We start from the raw sequence: 17,959 nt of genomic DNA, 5'->3' as shown, positions 1-17,959 counted from the left end.
AAAATAATTCAAAAATCAATCATAATGCGTCTGCGACTTTCGAACGTGGCCAGCTGCGTGAAACCAGCTTCTTTCAAGAGCGCGCGGGCTTCCTCTAAATATTGCCCAAGCCGTTCCGGCTGATGCGCGTCGGAGCCAATCGTGAGCGGAATTCCCAATTCGAGCGCCTTCGACAGCATTCTGCGGCTCGGGAACATCTCCGCGACCGGCATCCGAAGACCGGAGGCGTTCAGCTCAATTGCCAGCCCGTGCGCACGGACCGCTTCCAGCGCGGCGTCCTCCAGCGGGGTTACGTCTCCCTCCGGCTTGAAGCCGAACCGCTTGATGACGTCGATATGGCCGATATAGTCGTAAAATCCGGTCGCGCACGCCTTCTGGACCGCGTCGTAATACTGCGCGTACACCGCCATCCGGTCGCGCCCCTCCCACTCGTGGGTCTGCCGGAAGTCTGAGATGTCCCACGTCCCGAGAAAATGCACCGATCCGATCACGTAATCCCACGGGTAAGCACGGATAATGCGCTCGATCTGCTCCTCGCAGCCTTCGATATAATCGCCCTCGAGCCCGACGCGAACGTCGATCTGGCCTTTATACTTCTCTTTAAGCCCGAACGCTTCTTCCACGTAACGCGGGAGCTCTTCCATCGGCATAGCCATCTCCGGGTAATACGTCGCGGGGTCAACATGCAGCAGCGGCATATGGTCGGATAAGCCGAGCTGATCCAGCCCGATCTCGATGCCGCGCTTAACGTACTCTTCCAGCGTGCCAACCGCGTGTCCGCAGCGGACGTGGTGCGTATGGTAATCGATTTTCATGTTCGTCTGACGCCGCCTTTCTACTCTCTGGTCGCGGAGCAGCACGAAACCGAGCTTCCGCGTACTGCGGGCTCGGCTTCGGTGTTCCGTCCTATTCGCTAAGCTGATAAGCCGATTTCGGTTTGTTGTAGCGGCGTCCGAGCTCGTACATCAGATCATCTAGCGGCAGGCCGCGCTCGCGGAGCAGCACCATCAGATGGAAGAGCAGGTCGCTCGCTTCGTAACGAAGCTCGGTATTGTCGTTGTTCTTGGCCGCAATGATCACTTCGCCGGCTTCCTCGCCGATCTTCTTGAGGATCTTGTCGACGCCCTTATCGAACAGATACGTCGTGTAGGCGCCTTCCGGACGCTCCGCATGGCGGGAAGCGATAACGCTCTCGAGCTGGCTCAGCATCGCGAAGCGATCTGCCGCGCCTTCCGCCGCTTGTCCTTCCGCATCTTGACGCGCGAATCCTTCGACTTCGTTAAAGAAGCAGCTGTACTTGCCCGTATGGCAGGCAGGACCCTGCTGCTCCACCCGCGCCAGCACCGTGTCGCCGTCGCAGTCATAGTGCATGGAGACGATGCGCTGCGTATGGCCGCTCGTCGCGCCTTTGTTCCATAGCTCGCCGCGGGAACGGCTCCAGAACCACGTCGAGCCGGTCTCGAGCGACTTCGCGAGCGACTCGCGGTTCATGTACGCCAGCATGAGCACTTCTTTGCTGCTGTAATCCTGCACGATCGTCGGCACGAGGCCGCTTTCGTCCCATTTGATCCTCTCCGCCAGCGCGGCGCCTTCGTTGTGGCTCATCGAACCTCGACTCCTTTGCTGCGCAGGTCGTTCTTCACGTCTGCGATCGTCAATTCTTTATAGTGAAATATCGTCGCTGCAAGTCCCGCATCGGCCCGCCCCGCTTCGAACACGTCGGCAAAATGCGAGGCGCGTCCCGCGCCGCCCGACGCGATTACCGGAATACCGACCAAGTCGGACACCGCGCGCGTCAGCTTCACGTCGAAGCCGTCCTTCGTGCCATCGGCGTCCATGCTCGTGAGCAGAATCTCTCCCGCTCCAAGCTGTTCGACCCGCTTCACCCATTCGAGCGCCCGGATGCCGGTCGTCTTGCGTCCGCCGTGCGTGTACACTTCCCATTCGCCCCACTCCGGGTTGAACTTCGCGTCGACCGCAACGACGATGCACTGCGAGCCGAACTTACGCGCGCCGTCCTCCACGAGCTGCGGGTTCACCACGGCCGCCGTGTTAATGCCGATCTTGTCCGCGCCGGCGCGCAGCAGCCGCTTCATGTCGTCGACATGGGCTATGCCTCCGCCAACGGTGAACGGGATCGTAATCTCGCCCGCCGTCTTGCGCACCACCTCGATCATCGTCGCCCGCCCTTCGTGAGAAGCCGAGATATCCAGGAAGACGAGCTCATCCGCGCCTTCTTTATCATAGATCGCCGCAAGCTCCACCGGGTCGCCTGCATCGCGCAAGTTCACGAAATTCACGCCTTTGACGACGCGCCCGTCCTTCACGTCCAGACAGGGTATAATCCGTTTGGCCAGCATAACGCCGCCTCCTCTTCCATCCGATCATCTGCGCGGGATACCCGCTCCCGCGATATCAACTTATTCGTTCACGCGCTGCGTCTGTTTCGCGCCCGTCAAGGTCAAGAAATTCCGCAGCAGCTGCATGCCGAGCTCGCCGCTCTTCTCCGGGTGGAACTGCATGCCGTACACATTGCCACTGCCGACGATGGCCGTTACCGGCTGATAATAGTCGGTCGTAGCCAACAGGTCGCCCTGCCGGGCAGGCTTCACGTGATAGGAGTGCACGAAGTACACATGACCTTCGGACAATCCCGCGAAGAGCGGGCTATCCTGGACGAAGCTCAGCTTATTCCAGCCCATGTGCGGCACCTTGTAATCCCCTTGGAACCGGATGACTTGGCCGGGCAGCAGCGCCAGACCATCGTTCAGTCCGTGCTCCTCGCTCTGGTCGAACAGCAGCTGCATCCCTAAGCAAATGCCGAGCAGCGGCTTACCGGAGGCTGCATACCGCTTAGCTAGGCTATCCATCCCGGTCGCGCGCAGATTGTCCATCGCGTCGCCGAACGCGCCGACACCCGGCAGAATCGCGCCCTCCGCGCTCATGATCACCGCCTCGTCATCGGTCACGACAGCTTCGAAGCCGAGTCGTTCGACCGCCTTGCTGACGCTGTGCAAATTACCCATGCCGTAATCGATGATGGCGATCATCCTACAGCACCCCTTTCGTCGAAGGCACTCCTTGCACGCGTGGATCAATGCTCGTCGCTTCGTCCAAGGCGCGGCCGAGCGCTTTGAACACCGCCTCAATCATGTGGTGGGTATTCTGTCCGTAGTGTACGATCACGTGCAGCGTCATCCGCGCTTCCAGCGCCAGCTTCCACAGGAACTCTTGCACGAGCTCGACCTGGAAGGAACCGACCTGCTGGGACGGGTACTGCGCCCGATATTCGAAATGCGGACGGTTCGACAGGTCGACGACGACCTGCGCCAGCGCCTCGTCCATCGGTACGAACACGGAGGCGTACCGCTTGATGCCGCGTTTATCGCCCAGCGCCTGCTGGATCGTCTGACCGAGACAGATGCCGATATCCTCTACCGTGTGATGATCGTCGATTTCCACGTCGCCGCGCGCATCGACCGTCAGGTCGAATTGGCCGTGCTTCGTGAACAGGTCTAGCATATGGTTCAGAAACGGAACATCCGTCTCGAGCTTCGCCGTGCCGCCGCCGTCAATTGCGAAGGCCAGCTTAATATCCGTCTCGTTCGTCTTGCGCGCCACTTCGGCCGCGCGAATCGTGTTCTCCGCCATCTTAGATCCCCTGCTTTCCTTCGATTACTGTTCGCCTTCCCGCTCCAACCGAATGCCGATCGCGCGTGCGTGCGCCTCCAAGCCCTCGTGACGGGCGAGCGTCATGATTTTCTCGCCGTTCTTGAGCAGCGCGTCCTTGCTATAGTAGATCAAGCTCGATTTCTTCAGGAAATCGTCCACGTTCACTGGCGACGAGAATCTCGCCGTGCCATTCGTCGGGAGAATGTGGTTCGGTCCCGCGAAATAATCGCCCACAGGCTCGGAGCTGTACGGCCCAAGGAAAATCGCGCCCGCGTTCTCGATGCGCCCAAGCAGCGCCATTGGCTCGGCGACCATTACTTCCAAGTGTTCCGGCGCCATCCGGTTCACCGCCGCGATCGCCTCATCCATCGTGTCCGCCAGCAAAATCGCGCCGTTCGCGTCGATCGACTTGCGCGCGATGTCCGCCTTCGGCAGCGTCGCCAGCTGCCGTTCCACTTCCGCTGCAACCGCATCGCCCAGCTTCGCCGAGGTCGTCACTAGAATCGCGGACGCCATCTCGTCATGCTCCGCTTGCGAGAGCAGGTCAGCCGCGACATAAGCCGCATCAGCTGTGTCGTCCGCAAGCACGACGATCTCGCTCGGTCCCGCGATGCTGTCGATGTCCACGGCGCCGAAGACGGCCCGCTTCGCAAGCGCCACATAGATGTTGCCCGGCCCGCAAATTTTATCGACCGGCGCGATCGATGCCGTGCCGTATGCCAGCGCCGCCACCGCCTGCGCCCCGCCGACGCGGTACATTTCCTTCACGCCAGCCTCCGCCGCCGCGACGAGAATGTACGGATCGATGCCGGCTTTGCCGCCCGTGGCCGGAGGGGTCACCATCACGATCTCCGGCACGCCTGCCACTTGCGCCGGAATGACGTTCATGAGCACCGAAGACGGGTACGCCGCCTTGCCGCCGGGCACGTAGACGCCGACACGCTTCAGCGGACGCAGAATTTGCCCCAGCATCGTGCCGTCCGGCTGAACATCGACCCACGACTGTCTCAACTGCTTCTCGTGGAAGGCGCGGATATTGGCAGCCGCCTCGCGGATCGCCTCCAAGAAGGGCGCCTCCACCTTGCCGTAGGCTTGTTGGATTTCTTCCGCCGTCACTCGCAGCTCGGCGGCCGCAAGCCGGACTCCGTCGAATTTCTCCGTGTACGCCAGCAGCGCCGCATCGCCTTCCGTGCGTACGTTCTCCACAATCTGGCGAACCGTCTCGTTCTGTTCTGGCGTCCCGTATTCGACTTCCCGGGTTAGCCCGAATTGCTCTGCGCGCAGCACTCGCATGCGCACTCTCCCCTTCCAGCTCCCTCACATGCCGGGAGTATAGTGAAAGGCAGGAATCATCCTGCCCGTGAATCTATCATCTAGCTTTCATTATAGCTTAGAATGCGGCAACAAACTGCTATTATAGAACGGGCGCCGCCCCACTCTCTCTACCGGCGCTTGATCGCTGGCGGATCGAGCGCCTCTGTGCGAGTTGCCCCCGCACCGAACGGCACATGCGATACCGAGACCGACGAGCCCGTGCGAGTTGCCCCCGCCAAGCGGCGCACACGATACCGCTTATAGCTCTCATTGGATCGCCAAGCGGCGCTCTCAAGGAAACCCTACCTTCTCGTTGGCCTCTAATACGCCGGGCGACGCCGACACTTTCGCAGCATCGCTTATACGCTCGCTCCGCTGCCGATAACCGACTGCAGACGGTCGCAAAGCCCTTGAATCGCTTCATTCTTCATTCGGTAACTGACGCGGTTGGCGATCAGCCGGCTCGTAATGCCGAAGATCTGCTCCATCTCGACCAACCCGTTCTCCCGCAGCGTTTGGCCCGTCTCCACCATATCGACGATCCGGTCAGCGAGCCCGATGAGCGGCGCAAGCTCGATGGAACCGTTCAGCTTGATGACCTCAACCTGCTGGCCCTGCTCCCGAAAATATTGCGAAGCAACGTTGGGGTATTTGGTGGCCACGCGCGGATGGATGTTCGGCTTCCAGTTCGGAAGACCGATCACCGACATGCGGCACTTGGCGATGCCCAGATCCAGCAGCTCGTAGACGTCCTTGTTCTCTTCCATTAGCACGTCTTTGCCGACGATGCCGATGTCCGCGACGCCGTATTCGACGAAGGTCGGTACGTCTACGGGTTTCACCATGATAAAGGACATACCCGCCTCAGGCACCTCGATGACGAGCTTGCGCGTCTCCTCCAGATCTGGAATGGACAGCCCCGCTTCCTGGAACAGCTTGATGACCTGCTTATAGATACGGCCCTTCGGCATGGCGACCATGAGAAGATCGCCGCCCTGTTGAATATCAGTCTGGCTCATCGCGCCACGCCTCCTCCGACATACGACTTGAACACATTGAATACCGCGCCCTGCAGCGCTCTCCGATCAAACGACGCATGCAGCTCGGCCGCCCGCTCAGCCGTCATTTTCTCCGTTGCGACAATCGAACCCCGTTCGCGCAGCCGCTGCGCTTCCGCAATTGCCTCGGTCCGGCCCTCGGCGTCGTAACCGATGAGCACCCGTTCCGTCTCCGCTTCGCCGCGGTCGCCGATCAGCTCGAGAATTCGCGTCGTTTTGAGCGCGAACCCCGTCGCCGGCGCCGATCGGCCGAATTGCGTCAGCAGGTTGTCGTAACGTCCGCCGCTCACGACCGGGAAGCCGAGATCTGCTGCATAACCTTCGAACGTCATGCCCGTGTAATAAGAGAAATCACCGATCATCGTCAGATCGATCAGCACATAGTCGCTTACGCCGTAAGCCTTGAGCGCATCCCACATCTCGCACAAATGGGTGATGGAAGCCTGCGCCGTCGTATTCGCGCTGACGTCGAGCGCCTGATTACAAATCTCCTGCCCGCCGCGAAGTCGAAGGATGCCTTCGAGGACCCGCTGAACAGGCTCGGCAAGCTGAAGCGACTTCACCTTCTCGCGGTAACCGACATAATCGCGGCCGAGGAGGCAAGCCTTCAGCTCTTCCTGCTCCTCTTTCCGTCCCGGAAGCGTCTCTTCGAATAAGCCGTTCAAGAAACCCACATGGCCGATTGCGATTTTGAATCGTTCGACGCCGGCCGCGCGAAGCGACGCGATCGCGAGCGCCACGACCTCGGCATCCGCTTCAGGCGAAGGATCGCCGACCAATTCTACACCCGTTTGATAGAATTCCGCCTCGCGGCCGGACTCTTCTTCGATCGAACGGAAGACGTTCGCGTGATAGGAGAGACGCAGCGGGAATGCCGCATCCTTCAGCAGCGATGAGACGACGCGAGCGATCGGCGCCGTCATGTCCGAGCGCAGCACGAGCGTCGTTCCGCGTTTATTTAGCAGCTTGAACAGCTTCTCGTCGGACGTTGCGCTCGCAACCCCGACCGTATCGTAATATTCCATCGTAGGCGTCAAAATTTGCTCGTAACCCCAAGATGCCATGCAGGCAAGGGCTTGATGTTCGACCTGGCGCAGGCGCGCGACCGCATGCGGCAAATAGTCTTTCACGCCGATCGGCTTCTCGAACACTTTCGGTTTCGCCATATTTATCACCATCACTTTAGTGAGTTAATGTGCTACCATGTTACCATGCTGCCAAAATAAAGGATTAGTCGCTATCGTATCATGCCTTACATTATCCGTCAAGATTGCCCATATGCCTGGTACCTGTGCAGTCCTCATCTGCCGACGCCCATGCCATCAGGATAAGAGGGGGGGCTTCGCCCCTTTGACCCCACTTTTGTTTGCTCCCTCCCCCTTCCCCCTCCGCCGAAGGGAACCATAGGACTTCGCCCTCTGGACTCCCTTATTCGTGTTGCCACAATTGTACGCGGTCGGCGGGTCGGCTAGAGCTGGGCACGCTTTTGTCCTCGCGGACAAAGCTTCATTGGGCTTGAAGTCAGCCCTACGACAGGAGCCTTAACCTCACAGCATTGCCCCGCATGAGACCGTCCATCTGCGCTCTCACGACAGTCGCCGCCTTCTCCACCGCAAAAGAAAAAGCGAACCGGGACTCATGCCCTGTTCGCTTCCGGATTGGACGTATCGATTCGACCGCGGTTTCGCGGAGACTGAACCGGCGGCTCCGATTGAATCGACGCCGGGGACGGATGCTGTCTTCCGACGAACCTCGCCGGCACCTTGCCCAGTACAACGGATGCTCCGGGCACGAACCGGTAAATCAGCAATAGCGCAACGACCGATCCAACTAAGGCGAAGATGAACCCGCCCGCAATCCACGCATGGTAGATACCCGTGAGCGGGATGCCCGGCGACAGTTTGCGGTACAACAGCAGCATGCCCGGATGGATCAAATAGATCCCGAATGACAGCGTCCCGATCAAATCAAGCGCTTGATACGCTCGGCTGAATCGTCCCCGTCCCGCCCAAGCATAGATCGCCTGCAGCAGCACCAGCACGCTCGTAAAGGTAAAGACGTTGTAGCCCGCTTCATACCATAACGGGTGCATCGCTTTGTTATTAATCCGCGTGATATGCCACACCGCGATATAGGTCAGCGCGGAAGCGGCCCAAATCGCCCAGAGCAACAGCGTTCCTGCCCGGAACCTTGTATTCAGCCATCCTTCCCGCACATCCACCCATGCTTTGAAGCGTGGATAGTACCTCCCCGCGAATGCGCCCAGCAAGAACGGTGCGAAATAAGTGAACGCGAACGTCCCTTTATTCGACAGATGGAGCTCAAACCGGTGCAAGCCAAAAAATAGCCATTGCACGGCGAAGCCCACCGCCACCAGACCCACTCCCATCCGCGGCCACTTCCGGGCCATGGAATAGAGAATCGGAAACATCGCATACAGCTGGATCGCAACCAAAATATAGTACAAATGCGGATAAGCCGTCCCGTCGCGCAGATTCATGCCAAACCTGCCGACATATTGCGCAATCAAGGTATGGTCGAACGTCATACCCGACGCGATCACATACTTGGCGAGTTGATAGAGCACCGAGAATACCACGTACGGGATGATGAGCTGTGGCAGTTTGCGAAGATAAAACGCGCCCCAATCGCCTGCCTTCATATCCCGATCGGGACCGTAATGATAGAAGAGCGTAAAGCCCGTCAGAAAGACGAATGCCGGCACGCAGAATAGCGCCAACGTGTTGATCATGTTATACATGACGAACGAATCGTGCTTGACTAATTTAAGCGTAGAGGCGGATGTGGCATGTACGGTCAGCACGCCGAGAATGGCGATCGCGCGCAGCACGTTCAACTCGTTCACGTTCTCGTTTTTGGACACTGGGTTTCCTCCCCACTCTGAGGCCGCGGCCCAAAGGCCGCGGTGCAGCTGGTCAAACCGGGAAATGAAAAAACGTACTGTCCCTAATTTGTCCCCGCTGCATCTCCTTTATGTCCTTTACCCAAAAACGTGCCGCCTTTCATCAATCCGCCGCTCTATTGCTCGTTCTTTCTTCGAATGACTTGTATCGGGTTGCCCCCGACAAAGTCGCCCGGCGCCACGTCTTTATGGACGACTGAGCCGGCCGAGACGACAGCCCCGTCCCCAATGGTCACGCCGGGGAGGATCGTCGTATTCGCGCCAATCATGACGCCCGAGCCGATATGAACGTCGCCGAGCCGATATTCCCCGATTAAATACTCATGCGTCAAAATTGTCGTATTGTACCCAATGATCGAATTGTCTCCTACGCGAATTCGCTCCGGGAAGAAGACATCGACCATCACCATGAGCGCGAACGCGGTGTGCTGCCCGACCTTCATTCCGAGGACGTGCCGATAGATCCAGTTCTTCACGGGCAGGGAAGGGCAATATCTTGAAATTTGGATGAAAATGAAGTTGCGTACCGCCTTCACCCGGCTTACCGTCCGATACACCTGCCACAGCGCATTCGGCCCTTGTACCGGATAACGCTCGACGTTACGCAATCGGCTCCCGCTCCATTCCGAGCAGCTCGAACAGATCCCGCATGTCATGGATAATATGCTTCGCGCCGCTCTCCCGCAGAATCGCTTCGCCTTTCAGCGACCAGGCCACGCCGACCGGTATGCAGCCAGCCGCTTCCGCCGCGATCATATCGACCGTGCTGTCGCCAACCATAATCGTCGTCGCCGGATCGGCGCCGAGCGCTTCGATTGCTTTGAGAATCGGCTCCGGGTGCGGCTTCGCCTGCTCCACATCATCGATCGTCACAATCGCCCCCGGCGTCACATAATCGTAGATCTCGGTGAAGCGCAAGCCTTTCTCCGTCGTAAGCCGGATCTTCGTCGTTACAATCCCTTGCTGCAGCCCGCTTTGCTGCAGTCGTGCCATGACTTCAGCCACGTGGGGGAACGGCTTTACATACTCGTCATGCTGGCGGAGATTGAACTCGCGGTACCGGGATATCAGCTGCGATACTTCCTCCAAGTTGGAGAACAGCTGCATCTGATTCAGCAGCGGCTGCCCCATGCTCGGAATAATTTGCTCTCGCCCGAAGCCTTCGGGCACGACGTCCTGCAGCGCGTGCAGGAACGATTGGATGATCAGCTCGTTCGTATCTAGTATGGTGCCGTCTAGGTCGTAAAGTACGGTTCGTATGGCGGATGTCATGCGTTTATTGCTCCTTTGTACGTGTATCGGCGCTATCGACGGACTCTGTTGTCGGCGCTGCCGTGGAAATGCTGTCCGCTGCGCTACCAGCCGGAAGTCCGGTTTTGTAATTAATAATCGGGTCGAGGTAACGCTCCTTCGCCATGCCGTTCTTGCGGCGCACGATGATGAGAATGATAGCGGCTACGACCAACAGCACGGAGATGAGCTGGGAAATGCGCACGTTGCCATAAGTCGGATCAAGGTCTCCATGCTCGAAGACGATAGCCATTGGCGACCAAAGCCCGTTCATGAGCGACGCCAGCCAGCTAGCGCCCTCGAAGGCCAAGCTATCGGTACGGAGTCCTTCCACGAAGAAGCGGCCGATCGAGTACCAGATGAAATACGACAGCAGCAGCTCGCCCGCGCGAAGGAACGATTGGCGGCGAAGCACCAGCAGCAGCGCAAGCCCCACCAGGTTCCATAGCGATTCGTATAAGAACGTCGGGTGATGAAACACGCCGTTAATGTTCATCTGATTGACGATCCAGTCGGGCAAATGCAGCGTATTGCGAAGGAAACTCTCCTTCACCTCGCCACCGTACGCCTCCTGGTTGACGAAGTTGCCCCAGCGGCCGATCATTTGACCCGCGATGAGCGAAGGGGCGCAAATATCGGCGATTCGCCAGAAGCTGTACCCTTTGATGCGAAAATAAATAAATCCGCACGCGAAGGCGCCAATCAGCGCGCCGTAGATCGCAATGCCGCCGTTCCACACCGCGAAAATTTGCAGCGGGTTATCCTTGTATTCATCGAGCTTGAACGCCACGTAATACAACCGCGCGCCAATAATGGCCGACGGCACGCCGAAGAGCAGCAGATCCATGAAGAAATCCGCCGACAGTCCGAACCGTTTGCCCTCTTGCACGGCCAACAGCAGCCCGACTAGCGCTGCAGTGCCCAAAATAATGCCATACCAGTGCACGTCGATCGGCCCCAAGGAGAAGGCGATCGGATTTAATTGAAGAGTCAACATGCGTCAGTAGCTCCTTTTATCAATCGAAATCGTCCGTATCGTCCGCGATCGTTTCCGTCAATTTATTCGTAAACTGCAAGGCGGCATTATAACCCATCCGTTTCAGACGGAAATTCATCGCGGCCACCTCGATAATGACCGCCAAGTTGCGGCCAGGGCGAACCGGGACCGTGACGATCGGCACATCCGTATCGATAATGCGCGTCGTTTCCTCATCCAAGCCGAGCCTGTCGTATTGCTTGTCTGCCTGCCAGTTCTCCAGCCGAATGACGACGCTAATTCGTTTGTTGTTGCGGACCGCACCCGCACCGAACAGCGTCATAACATTGATAATGCCCAAGCCCCGGATTTCCAGGAGATGCCGGATCAATTCCGGAGCGGTGCCATGCAGCTGACCATCCGACGTCTGCCGAATTTCGACCGCATCGTCCGCTACGAGTCGATGGCTGCGTTTCACAAGCTCGAGCGCCGTCTCACTCTTACCGATACCGCTGCCACCGGTAATTAGCATCCCTACCCCGTACACGTCCACGAGAACCCCGTGAATCGTCGCCGAAGGCGCCAGTTTGCGTTCCAGGAAGTTCGTAATGCGGCTGGAAATAATCGTGGTAGCCACATTGCTTCGCAGCACCGGGATTTGCTTCTTGTTGGACTCTGTTACGAGTTCAACCGGCACCTCTAATCCCCGTGTCACGATGAAGCATGGCGTCTCATCATGGCACAACCGCTCAATGCGGTCGGTCCGCTCATCGCTGCTGAGCGTCTCCATGAACGCCAGCTCCGTTTTCCCGAGTATCTGAACCCGCTCACTTGGGAAATAGTGAAAATACCCGGCCATCTCCAGTCCCGGGCGATACAAATCATCTACCGTAATGCTGCGGCGCAGTCCGTCTTCCCCGCTCACGATTTCAAGCTGAAACTGCTGGACAAGATCGGACACTTTCACTTTCTTCGGCATCAATCGGCCTCCTCACGCTAGTGCTGCTGCATCCTGCCCACAGTGCATGTATGATGTTTACCAATGTCTTCATCGTAACGAAAATAAGCGCTGAAAGCAACGTTTCCGTTCGCTTCCAGCGCAGAGCGGCCCCGCCGTTCACAGCCCGAGGTCAATCTCGAAATGCTGCTGAATATGGCCCGGATAATTCGTAAACTCGAACGTTAGCGGTTGCGGCAAGTCACCCAGCGGAATCGGAATAAATTCCTGTACCATCCGGTTATCGCGCATCGCTCTCATCTGTTCGCTGCCCGTGATAAGCAGGCTATGCTTGACGCCAGCGCCATCCATATAGGAGCCGGGTACATAGGTGGTGTTCCGATTACGTTCTACAGCAGGCAAACCTAAGAATGAGAAAGTAACAAGCTGGTAGTCCTTCTTCCGCTCCACCGACGAAAGTCCAATTAACGAATCCGGCGCCTCGATGATTTTCTTCTGCACAACGTCGACGACCATTTTGGCCTTTTTATCGCTCGCGTAGATGCCGGTCCCTTTTAGAATAAGCTTCTCCGGCCGTTCAAAATAATTACTTTGAAATGTGTATACCGCGCCCTCTGTGCTAATCCCGTTCGCACCGGTCGACCGCCATTCCCGGCCCTTTTCATCGGCAATAACGACGTTCAGAAATCCATTGATATACTTCGTATTCGCATGATCGTAGCTTACTTCTACACTGAGCGTCAGCGGACTTATCCTAGCACGCTTCAGCAGGATTTTCTGACCGCCAATATCCACAGTCTGGCCGATTTCCACTGACCTGGCCATCCCCGCGATCCGGCTCGTATCGATCGGGAACGTCGCTTTGAGCTGCTCGCCGTTCATCTTCATTTCCATCGTCAGGGAAGTTGGCGGATTTGCTGATTCCTCCAGTGAGATATCCGCCATCATGTGGCTATCGCGCCGCTCCTGTTTCTCCAAGAATTGAATGCTCGGGAGAAGACGCCGGCCTGCTTGATCCGTAATCTGAATGTTGCTAATATCTCCGACATCTTCTCTCCTGTCATCCATTACCGTATAGAGCACGATTAACCGCTGCTCATCGATCAGTACACCGTCTACTGTCATCGCCATATGACCGCTTTTCACCGTCGTCCCGATCGGCTGCATCAGATCGTTGTCGATGGCGGCGCTTAATCCCGGATCTTGCTCCACCATAGCAACGAAGGCGCCCAGACCGGGGATCTGCCTAAGCGTATTCGCAAAGACGGGAGACACTCGTACCGATATGGCCAGCAGGAGGAGAAGACAGATTGCCGTCCCGCTCATCACGATCAGTCGGCTTCTGCTCCTGCGTCTTCTGCGCTCCGTATCCTTCCCCTTCTCGAGGCCGACTCTAATGGCGGTGTCTAATGTGGATGATTCCGTTCCATTCCAATGTCCCCGTATTCGCTGCCCCTCATCAACCAACTGCTCTTCGATTTTTCTCATAACATAAGCCCCCTGTTACCCCGAACTTATTTCAGACCACTACCCGCTGTCATTAAGATATCTGGTATTTCGCCTCTATGCAGTTCCTATGCAGTTCCCATCAAGTTAAACTGTCTATTGCTGCTTATTTCCGCCTCCAAGTGCTGTCCGCATCTGCTTGAGCGCCTTATGAATCCATGTCCTGATCGTGCCGTCCGGTTTACCGAGCACGGCCGCAATATCGTGGATCGTCATGTCCTCATAATATTTCAGCCGGACCACGTGCCTGTATGGCTCATCCAGTGATTCAACGATCTCATCCAGCATGAGCCGCTCCACAACACCTGACTCTTGATTATTCACTCCATCAGCGCCGATCTGTGAATCATGGAGGTGGTGATCCGTTTCAGGGTTTCCCCGATTCATCTTCTTTCTTCGCCTTAATTCATCGGTGCAAACATGAATAAGGATACGAACGATCCAGGTACGCATAAAATGTGGATTTCTCAAGCTCCTCCTCTTCAACCATGCCCTGCAGACCGTCTCCTGTATCGCTTCAAGCGCATCCGCTTCCTGGTGTAGATACGCCATCGCAATCCGCATCAACTTCTCCTTCTCACGCTCGATCAGAATGAGGAAAGCTTCTTCATTTCCTCCAGCAGCAGCAGCAATCAACTCTTCTTCATCTATCATTCCGCCGACCGTTTCCCCTCGAATGGATTCATTGCAACATGTATGTATTAGACGCACGTTACCACAAAACGGTTTTCCTAGTTAGCGAAATTATCGGCGCATCTCCATCACCGCGCAAATGATGGGTTCACCCCATACGCCTCCGCAGCCGCAACGAAGACGATGAACTCACCTCATACCCCTCCGCAGCCGCAACGCAAACGTGCATTCACCTCATACCTCCGCAGCCGCAACGCAAAAAGCAGCCGCCCATTACAGGACGGCTGCTTAAGATCGGCCGAAGCCGATTATAATTAGTTTTCGAACACGTTCAGTTCGGTTGCTTTGTCGAACACGTGAACTTTGTTCATATCGAGTGCAAGTTTAACAGTCGTGCCTTCTTTCAGGCCGGAACGACCGTCAACGCGAGCGATAACCGTGTCCGTACCGAGACCATTCAGGTACAGGTACATTTCGTGACCAAGGTTCTCGGAAACCTCAACGTGAGCGGATACATGCGTGTTCGGCGAAGCTTCCAGGAATACTGGTTCTTCATGGATATCTTCTGGACGAACGCCAAGGATAATTTCCTTGCCGATGTAGCCTTTCTCGCGAAGCAGTTGTGCTTTACCTTCTGGAACAACAACGTCTACGCCGTTCGATTTGAAACGAGTAGCCCCGCCTTGCTCTGTCAGCGTACCGGTAATGAAGTTCATTGTAGGCGATCCGATGAAGCCTGCAACGAAGATATTAACCGGATGGTTGTAAAGCTCTTCTGGAGATGCAGCTTGTTGAATGATACCGTCTTTCATAACGACGATACGGTCCCCCATCGTCATAGCTTCGATCTGGTCATGCGTTACGTAGATAACGGTTGTTTCCAGACGTTTTGCCAGTTTGGAGATTTCCGCGCGCATTTGACCGCGAAGTTTCGCGTCCAAGTTGGAGAGCGGTTCGTCCATCAAGAATACTTGCGGCTCACGGACGATTGCACGGCCGAGGGCGACACGTTGGCGCTGACCGCCGGAAAGCGCTTTAGGCTTACGGTCAAGCAGGTGTTCGATATCGAGAATTTTAGCGGCTTCACGAACGCGCTTGTCGATTTCCGCTTTTTTGAATTTACGAAGTTTAAGGCCGAAGGCCATGTTTTGGTACACGTTCATGTGCGGGTACAGAGCGTAGGATTGGAATACCATCGCGATGTCGCGGTCTTTCGGCGCTACGTCGTTAACGAGACGGTCGCCAATGAACAATTTACCTTCGGAAATCTCCTCGAGGCCAGCGATCATACGCAGCGTCGTAGATTTACCGCAGCCGGATGGACCGACAAGAACGAGAAACTCCTTGTCTTTGATATCAAGGTTAACGTCTTTAACCGAAGCGTTGTCCGAACCAGCATATTTTTTGTAAATATGTTCTAAGCGTACACCTGCCATTTGTATTTCCCCCTAACAGATAGTTGTTCTTCACTACAACTATCTTATCTCACAGGGTCATATGTGACTATGCACAAACTTTACAAAAATACTAATTCCTTTTCGTCACTTTATACAATAGCAGCACGATCTTCACCAAAACCGCATCCCGAAACTGTCTCACGTCGAGTTCGGTTTCCTGCTTCAGCTTATCGAGCCGGTATAGCAGCGTATTGCGATGAATGTACAATTTCTTAGCTGTCTCGCTCACATTGCAATCGAGCGCGAAGAACGTTTCCAGCGTCGATAATATCTCCGGTTCCAGAAATACATCCGTCCGCTTTAGCGCCTGTTCGACAAAACGCTGCCGCTGAAGCTCCGGAATTGCGCTAAGTAACCATTCCAGCTGAAGCAACCATGGCAAATGAATATTCGAGCCCACGTGGAACGTGCGTCCTAAGTGAACGGTTTCCCTTAATTGCGAGGCAGAGGACACGATGTCCTTAGCCGGATGGATCGGCTGAAGTACGGCCAAGTGACACTCCCCCAGCCATTCGCTGGCCAACATATCATGAAGTCCGGAAGCGATGGAAGCCAGACTATCCTCTATCGATTCCTCATCTTCATCCGCCCGATCTTCGTTCTGTGCCTCACGAATCAGGGAAACGGGACCCAGAATAAGCCACTCTTGTTCTTTCAGCGGGATCAAAAGAATATCGTCGGATAGGAAGCTACGGAGCAGCTTCTCCAGCTCCCCATAACTAGCTTGTCCGGGTTCGAGCTGGTCCGCAACGAGCAGGAACGGGATCATCGTGCTATAGAGACGGATACGGCTGATAAGCCGATCCGGAACCGTGAGCGGTTGGTTGTCGTGATCCAACTGATTGACGATCCAATTGCCCAGTTCCCTTACGACTCGCTCGCCCTCAGGCAAACCCGAGAACAGCGTTTGTTCCGCAACCTTCATATTCTGAATCGACCAAGCCAACAAGCGCACTTCCGTATCGCTCATCGTGCTATCCAGCGCTTGTATAACTTGTACCTGTTCTTCGACCAGTCCCATTGCGATCTGTACTTCACCGGAAGAGAGTCGAACCCAGTCGCCTCTAGTGACCGTATTCTGGTATTGCACGTATTTATGCTCAGAGTCCATAGCCGAAATCTGATCAGTCCATGCGAGATTTGCTACATGACATTGTCGTATCGGCCTTGTAAGGATTTGTTCCAGCTGCCCGATCCAGTTCGCTTCGCTCATCCTCTAACCTCTATTCGCGAGTAAGGTACTCTTTGTTTTTAGGACATTGTACCATACATTGCCATGCTTTTCAGGTCGTTACGCGAATGTACACATATAATGAAAACAACAAAAAACCTGCGGTCATTGACCACAGGTTGAGCTTTCGAAATGGTGAGCCATGTAGGACTCGAACCTACGACACCCTGATTAAAAGTCAGGTGCTCTACCAACTGAGCTAATGGCTCTCAACATGCTAGGAAATGGTGGAGGATGATGGATTCGAACCACCGAACTCGTCAGAGAACAGATTTACAGTCTGCTGCGTTTGGCCACTTCGCTAATCCTCCGCATAACACGTGAGAAAAAACAAATGGTGGCTCGGGACGGAATCGAACCGCCGACACGAGGATTTTCAGTCCTCTGCTCTACCAACTGAGCTACCGAGCCACATTACTATGCAATTATATAAATGGCGGAGCCGACGGGATTCGAACCCGCGGTCTCCTGCGTGACAGGCAGGCATGTTAGGCCTCTACACCACGGCTCCGCATTATATATGGTGGAGGCTGACGGGATCGAACCGCCGACCCTCTGCTTGTAAGGCAGATGCTCTCCCAGCTGAGCTAAGCCTCCGAAATAAATATGGTAGCGGCGGAGGGACTCGAACCCCCGACCCTCCGGGTATGAACCGAATGCTCTAGCCAGCTGAGCTACGCCGCCACATGATCCCTTGCTTGTCTACATTATATACCGTCAGGGAAGTCGATATATATCAGGTGAATAACGTCGCCAAACGCTATTGTAAGTTCAAAAGCTTCACTGAACTTGTCAGTTGGCTTTATCCGTTACACCCTGAAAACTGGATACGAAACTCAACACTTTAGCTGTGTTTGTTCAAGCTCTTGCGAACCTAAACGTTTAGGATAAGCCCTCGACCGATTAGTATTCGTCAGCTGCACGCATTGCTGCGCTTCCAC

At 55.9% G+C, this 17,959-nt stretch carries 17 protein-coding genes and 6 tRNA genes; all 23 read right to left on the bottom strand.

Translation table 11 applies throughout. From position 1 onward, the window contains the following. Window positions 1-8 precede the first annotated feature (8 nt). Window positions 9-815, bottom strand: a complete 807-nt coding sequence (gene hisJ / locus ACFFSY_RS03330; protein ID WP_377489866.1) for a histidinol-phosphatase HisJ — start codon at window positions 813-815, stop codon at window positions 9-11. Between the two features lie 91 nt (window positions 816-906). After that, a complete protein-coding gene (gene hisIE / locus ACFFSY_RS03325; protein WP_377489862.1) occupies window positions 907-1,605 on the bottom strand; it encodes a bifunctional phosphoribosyl-AMP cyclohydrolase/phosphoribosyl-ATP diphosphatase HisIE in 699 nt (232 codons plus the stop codon). After that, entirely contained in the window at window positions 1,602-2,360 is a 759-nt protein-coding gene (hisF, locus tag ACFFSY_RS03320; protein ID WP_377489859.1) for an imidazole glycerol phosphate synthase subunit HisF, read from the bottom strand. Before hisF ends, hisIE begins: the two co-directional genes overlap by 4 nt. Before the next feature lie 60 nt (window positions 2,361-2,420). Further along, complete coding sequence (gene hisH, locus ACFFSY_RS03315; RefSeq protein WP_377489856.1) at window positions 2,421-3,050, bottom strand: imidazole glycerol phosphate synthase subunit HisH; 630 nt, start codon at window positions 3,048-3,050, stop codon at window positions 2,421-2,423. A 1-nt stretch (window position 3,051) separates the two neighbouring features. Then, window positions 3,052-3,651, bottom strand: a complete 600-nt coding sequence (gene hisB, locus ACFFSY_RS03310) for an imidazoleglycerol-phosphate dehydratase HisB (protein WP_377489853.1) — start codon at window positions 3,649-3,651, stop codon at window positions 3,052-3,054. A 24-nt stretch (window positions 3,652-3,675) separates the two neighbouring features. Further along, complete coding sequence (hisD, locus tag ACFFSY_RS03305; protein WP_377489850.1) at window positions 3,676-4,965, bottom strand: histidinol dehydrogenase; 1,290 nt, start codon at window positions 4,963-4,965, stop codon at window positions 3,676-3,678. A gap of 380 nt (window positions 4,966-5,345) precedes the next feature. Continuing rightward, on the bottom strand, window positions 5,346-6,005 hold the full coding sequence (hisG, locus tag ACFFSY_RS03300) for an ATP phosphoribosyltransferase (protein ID WP_377489847.1): 660 nt from the start codon (window positions 6,003-6,005) through the stop codon (window positions 5,346-5,348). After that, window positions 6,002-7,210 carry an ATP phosphoribosyltransferase regulatory subunit gene (locus ACFFSY_RS03295; RefSeq protein ID WP_377489844.1) on the bottom strand — a complete coding sequence of 403 codons (1,209 nt, stop codon included), beginning with the start codon at window positions 7,208-7,210 and terminating at the stop codon, window positions 6,002-6,004. Before ACFFSY_RS03295 ends, hisG begins: the two co-directional genes overlap by 4 nt. A gap of 470 nt (window positions 7,211-7,680) precedes the next feature. After that, window positions 7,681-8,928, bottom strand: a complete 1,248-nt coding sequence (locus ACFFSY_RS03290; protein WP_377489841.1) for an acyltransferase — start codon at window positions 8,926-8,928, stop codon at window positions 7,681-7,683. 155 nt (window positions 8,929-9,083) lie between these two features. Further along, on the bottom strand, window positions 9,084-9,575 hold the full coding sequence (locus ACFFSY_RS03285; RefSeq protein ID WP_377489838.1) for an acyltransferase: 492 nt from the start codon (window positions 9,573-9,575) through the stop codon (window positions 9,084-9,086). After that, entirely contained in the window at window positions 9,568-10,239 is a 672-nt protein-coding gene (ppaX, locus tag ACFFSY_RS03280; protein ID WP_377489835.1) for a pyrophosphatase PpaX, read from the bottom strand. The genes ACFFSY_RS03285 and ppaX overlap by 8 nt, the downstream gene beginning before the upstream one ends. Window positions 10,240-10,243: 4 nt before the next feature. Next, on the bottom strand, window positions 10,244-11,254 hold the full coding sequence (gene lgt / locus ACFFSY_RS03275; protein WP_377489832.1) for a prolipoprotein diacylglyceryl transferase: 1,011 nt from the start codon (window positions 11,252-11,254) through the stop codon (window positions 10,244-10,246). Window positions 11,255-11,273: 19 nt separating this feature from the next. Then, a complete protein-coding gene (hprK, locus tag ACFFSY_RS03270; protein WP_377489829.1) occupies window positions 11,274-12,212 on the bottom strand; it encodes an HPr(Ser) kinase/phosphatase in 939 nt (312 codons plus the stop codon). A gap of 138 nt (window positions 12,213-12,350) precedes the next feature. After that, window positions 12,351-13,679 (bottom strand): DUF4179 domain-containing protein, encoded by a 1,329-nt coding sequence (locus tag ACFFSY_RS03265; RefSeq protein WP_377489826.1) that lies wholly within the window; start codon window positions 13,677-13,679, stop codon window positions 12,351-12,353. Window positions 13,680-13,793: 114 nt separating this feature from the next. After that, on the bottom strand, window positions 13,794-14,351 hold the full coding sequence (locus ACFFSY_RS03260) for a sigma-70 family RNA polymerase sigma factor (protein ID WP_377489823.1): 558 nt from the start codon (window positions 14,349-14,351) through the stop codon (window positions 13,794-13,796). A gap of 293 nt (window positions 14,352-14,644) precedes the next feature. Further along, window positions 14,645-15,766, bottom strand: coding sequence for an ABC transporter ATP-binding protein (locus tag ACFFSY_RS03255; RefSeq protein WP_377489820.1), 1,122 nt, complete (start codon window positions 15,764-15,766; stop codon window positions 14,645-14,647). A gap of 91 nt (window positions 15,767-15,857) precedes the next feature. Beyond that, window positions 15,858-16,877 (bottom strand): PucR family transcriptional regulator, encoded by a 1,020-nt coding sequence (locus tag ACFFSY_RS03250; protein WP_377489817.1) that lies wholly within the window; start codon window positions 16,875-16,877, stop codon window positions 15,858-15,860. 274 nt (window positions 16,878-17,151) lie between these two features. Further along, window positions 17,152-17,227 (bottom strand) — tRNA-Lys (locus ACFFSY_RS03245). Between the two features lie 16 nt (window positions 17,228-17,243). Continuing rightward, window positions 17,244-17,329, bottom strand: a tRNA-Tyr gene (locus ACFFSY_RS03240). A gap of 24 nt (window positions 17,330-17,353) precedes the next feature. Beyond that, window positions 17,354-17,429: transfer RNA gene (locus ACFFSY_RS03235), tRNA-Phe, on the bottom strand. Window positions 17,430-17,452: 23 nt separating this feature from the next. Beyond that, window positions 17,453-17,529 (bottom strand) — tRNA-Asp (locus ACFFSY_RS03230). A 10-nt stretch (window positions 17,530-17,539) separates the two neighbouring features. Then, a tRNA-Val gene (locus tag ACFFSY_RS03225) sits at window positions 17,540-17,615 on the bottom strand. A gap of 10 nt (window positions 17,616-17,625) precedes the next feature. Next, window positions 17,626-17,702 (bottom strand) — tRNA-Met (locus tag ACFFSY_RS03220). Window positions 17,703-17,959: the final 257 nt, after the last annotated feature.

The organism is Paenibacillus aurantiacus (genome assembly GCF_042431225.1).
Classification (GTDB): domain Bacteria; phylum Bacillota; class Bacilli; order Paenibacillales; family Paenibacillaceae; genus Paenibacillus_Z; species Paenibacillus_Z aurantiacus.
Note: the sequence above shows the minus strand (reverse complement) of the source record. Positions and strands in the feature narration are given on the sequence as shown.

Bases quoted from the DNA above. Each gene is read 5' to 3' on its own strand.
- lgt (WP_377489832.1), bottom strand. From the start codon at position 11,254: ATGTTGACTCTTCAATTAAATCCGATCGCCTTCTCCTTGGGGCCGATC.
- hisB (WP_377489853.1), bottom strand. From the start codon at position 3,651: ATGGCGGAGAACACGATTCGCGCGGCCGAAGTGGCGCGCAAGACGAAC.
- hisH (WP_377489856.1), bottom strand. From the start codon at position 3,050: ATGATCGCCATCATCGATTACGGCATGGGTAATTTGCACAGCGTCAGC.
- hprK (WP_377489829.1), bottom strand. From the start codon at position 12,212: ATGCCGAAGAAAGTGAAAGTGTCCGATCTTGTCCAGCAGTTTCAGCTT.
- hisJ (WP_377489866.1), bottom strand. From the start codon at position 815: ATGAAAATCGATTACCATACGCACCACGTCCGCTGCGGACACGCGGTT.
- hisD (WP_377489850.1), bottom strand. From the start codon at position 4,965: ATGCGAGTGCTGCGCGCAGAGCAATTCGGGCTAACCCGGGAAGTCGAA.
- ACFFSY_RS03265 (WP_377489826.1), bottom strand. From the start codon at position 13,679: ATGAGAAAAATCGAAGAGCAGTTGGTTGATGAGGGGCAGCGAATACGG.
- hisG (WP_377489847.1), bottom strand. From the start codon at position 6,005: ATGAGCCAGACTGATATTCAACAGGGCGGCGATCTTCTCATGGTCGCC.
- ACFFSY_RS03260 (WP_377489823.1), bottom strand. From the start codon at position 14,351: ATGATAGATGAAGAAGAGTTGATTGCTGCTGCTGCTGGAGGAAATGAA.
- hisIE (WP_377489862.1), bottom strand. From the start codon at position 1,605: ATGAGCCACAACGAAGGCGCCGCGCTGGCGGAGAGGATCAAATGGGAC.
- ppaX (WP_377489835.1), bottom strand. From the start codon at position 10,239: ATGACATCCGCCATACGAACCGTACTTTACGACCTAGACGGCACCATA.
- ACFFSY_RS03295 (WP_377489844.1), bottom strand. From the start codon at position 7,210: ATGGCGAAACCGAAAGTGTTCGAGAAGCCGATCGGCGTGAAAGACTAT.
- ACFFSY_RS03255 (WP_377489820.1), bottom strand. From the start codon at position 15,766: ATGGCAGGTGTACGCTTAGAACATATTTACAAAAAATATGCTGGTTCG.
- hisF (WP_377489859.1), bottom strand. From the start codon at position 2,360: ATGCTGGCCAAACGGATTATACCCTGTCTGGACGTGAAGGACGGGCGC.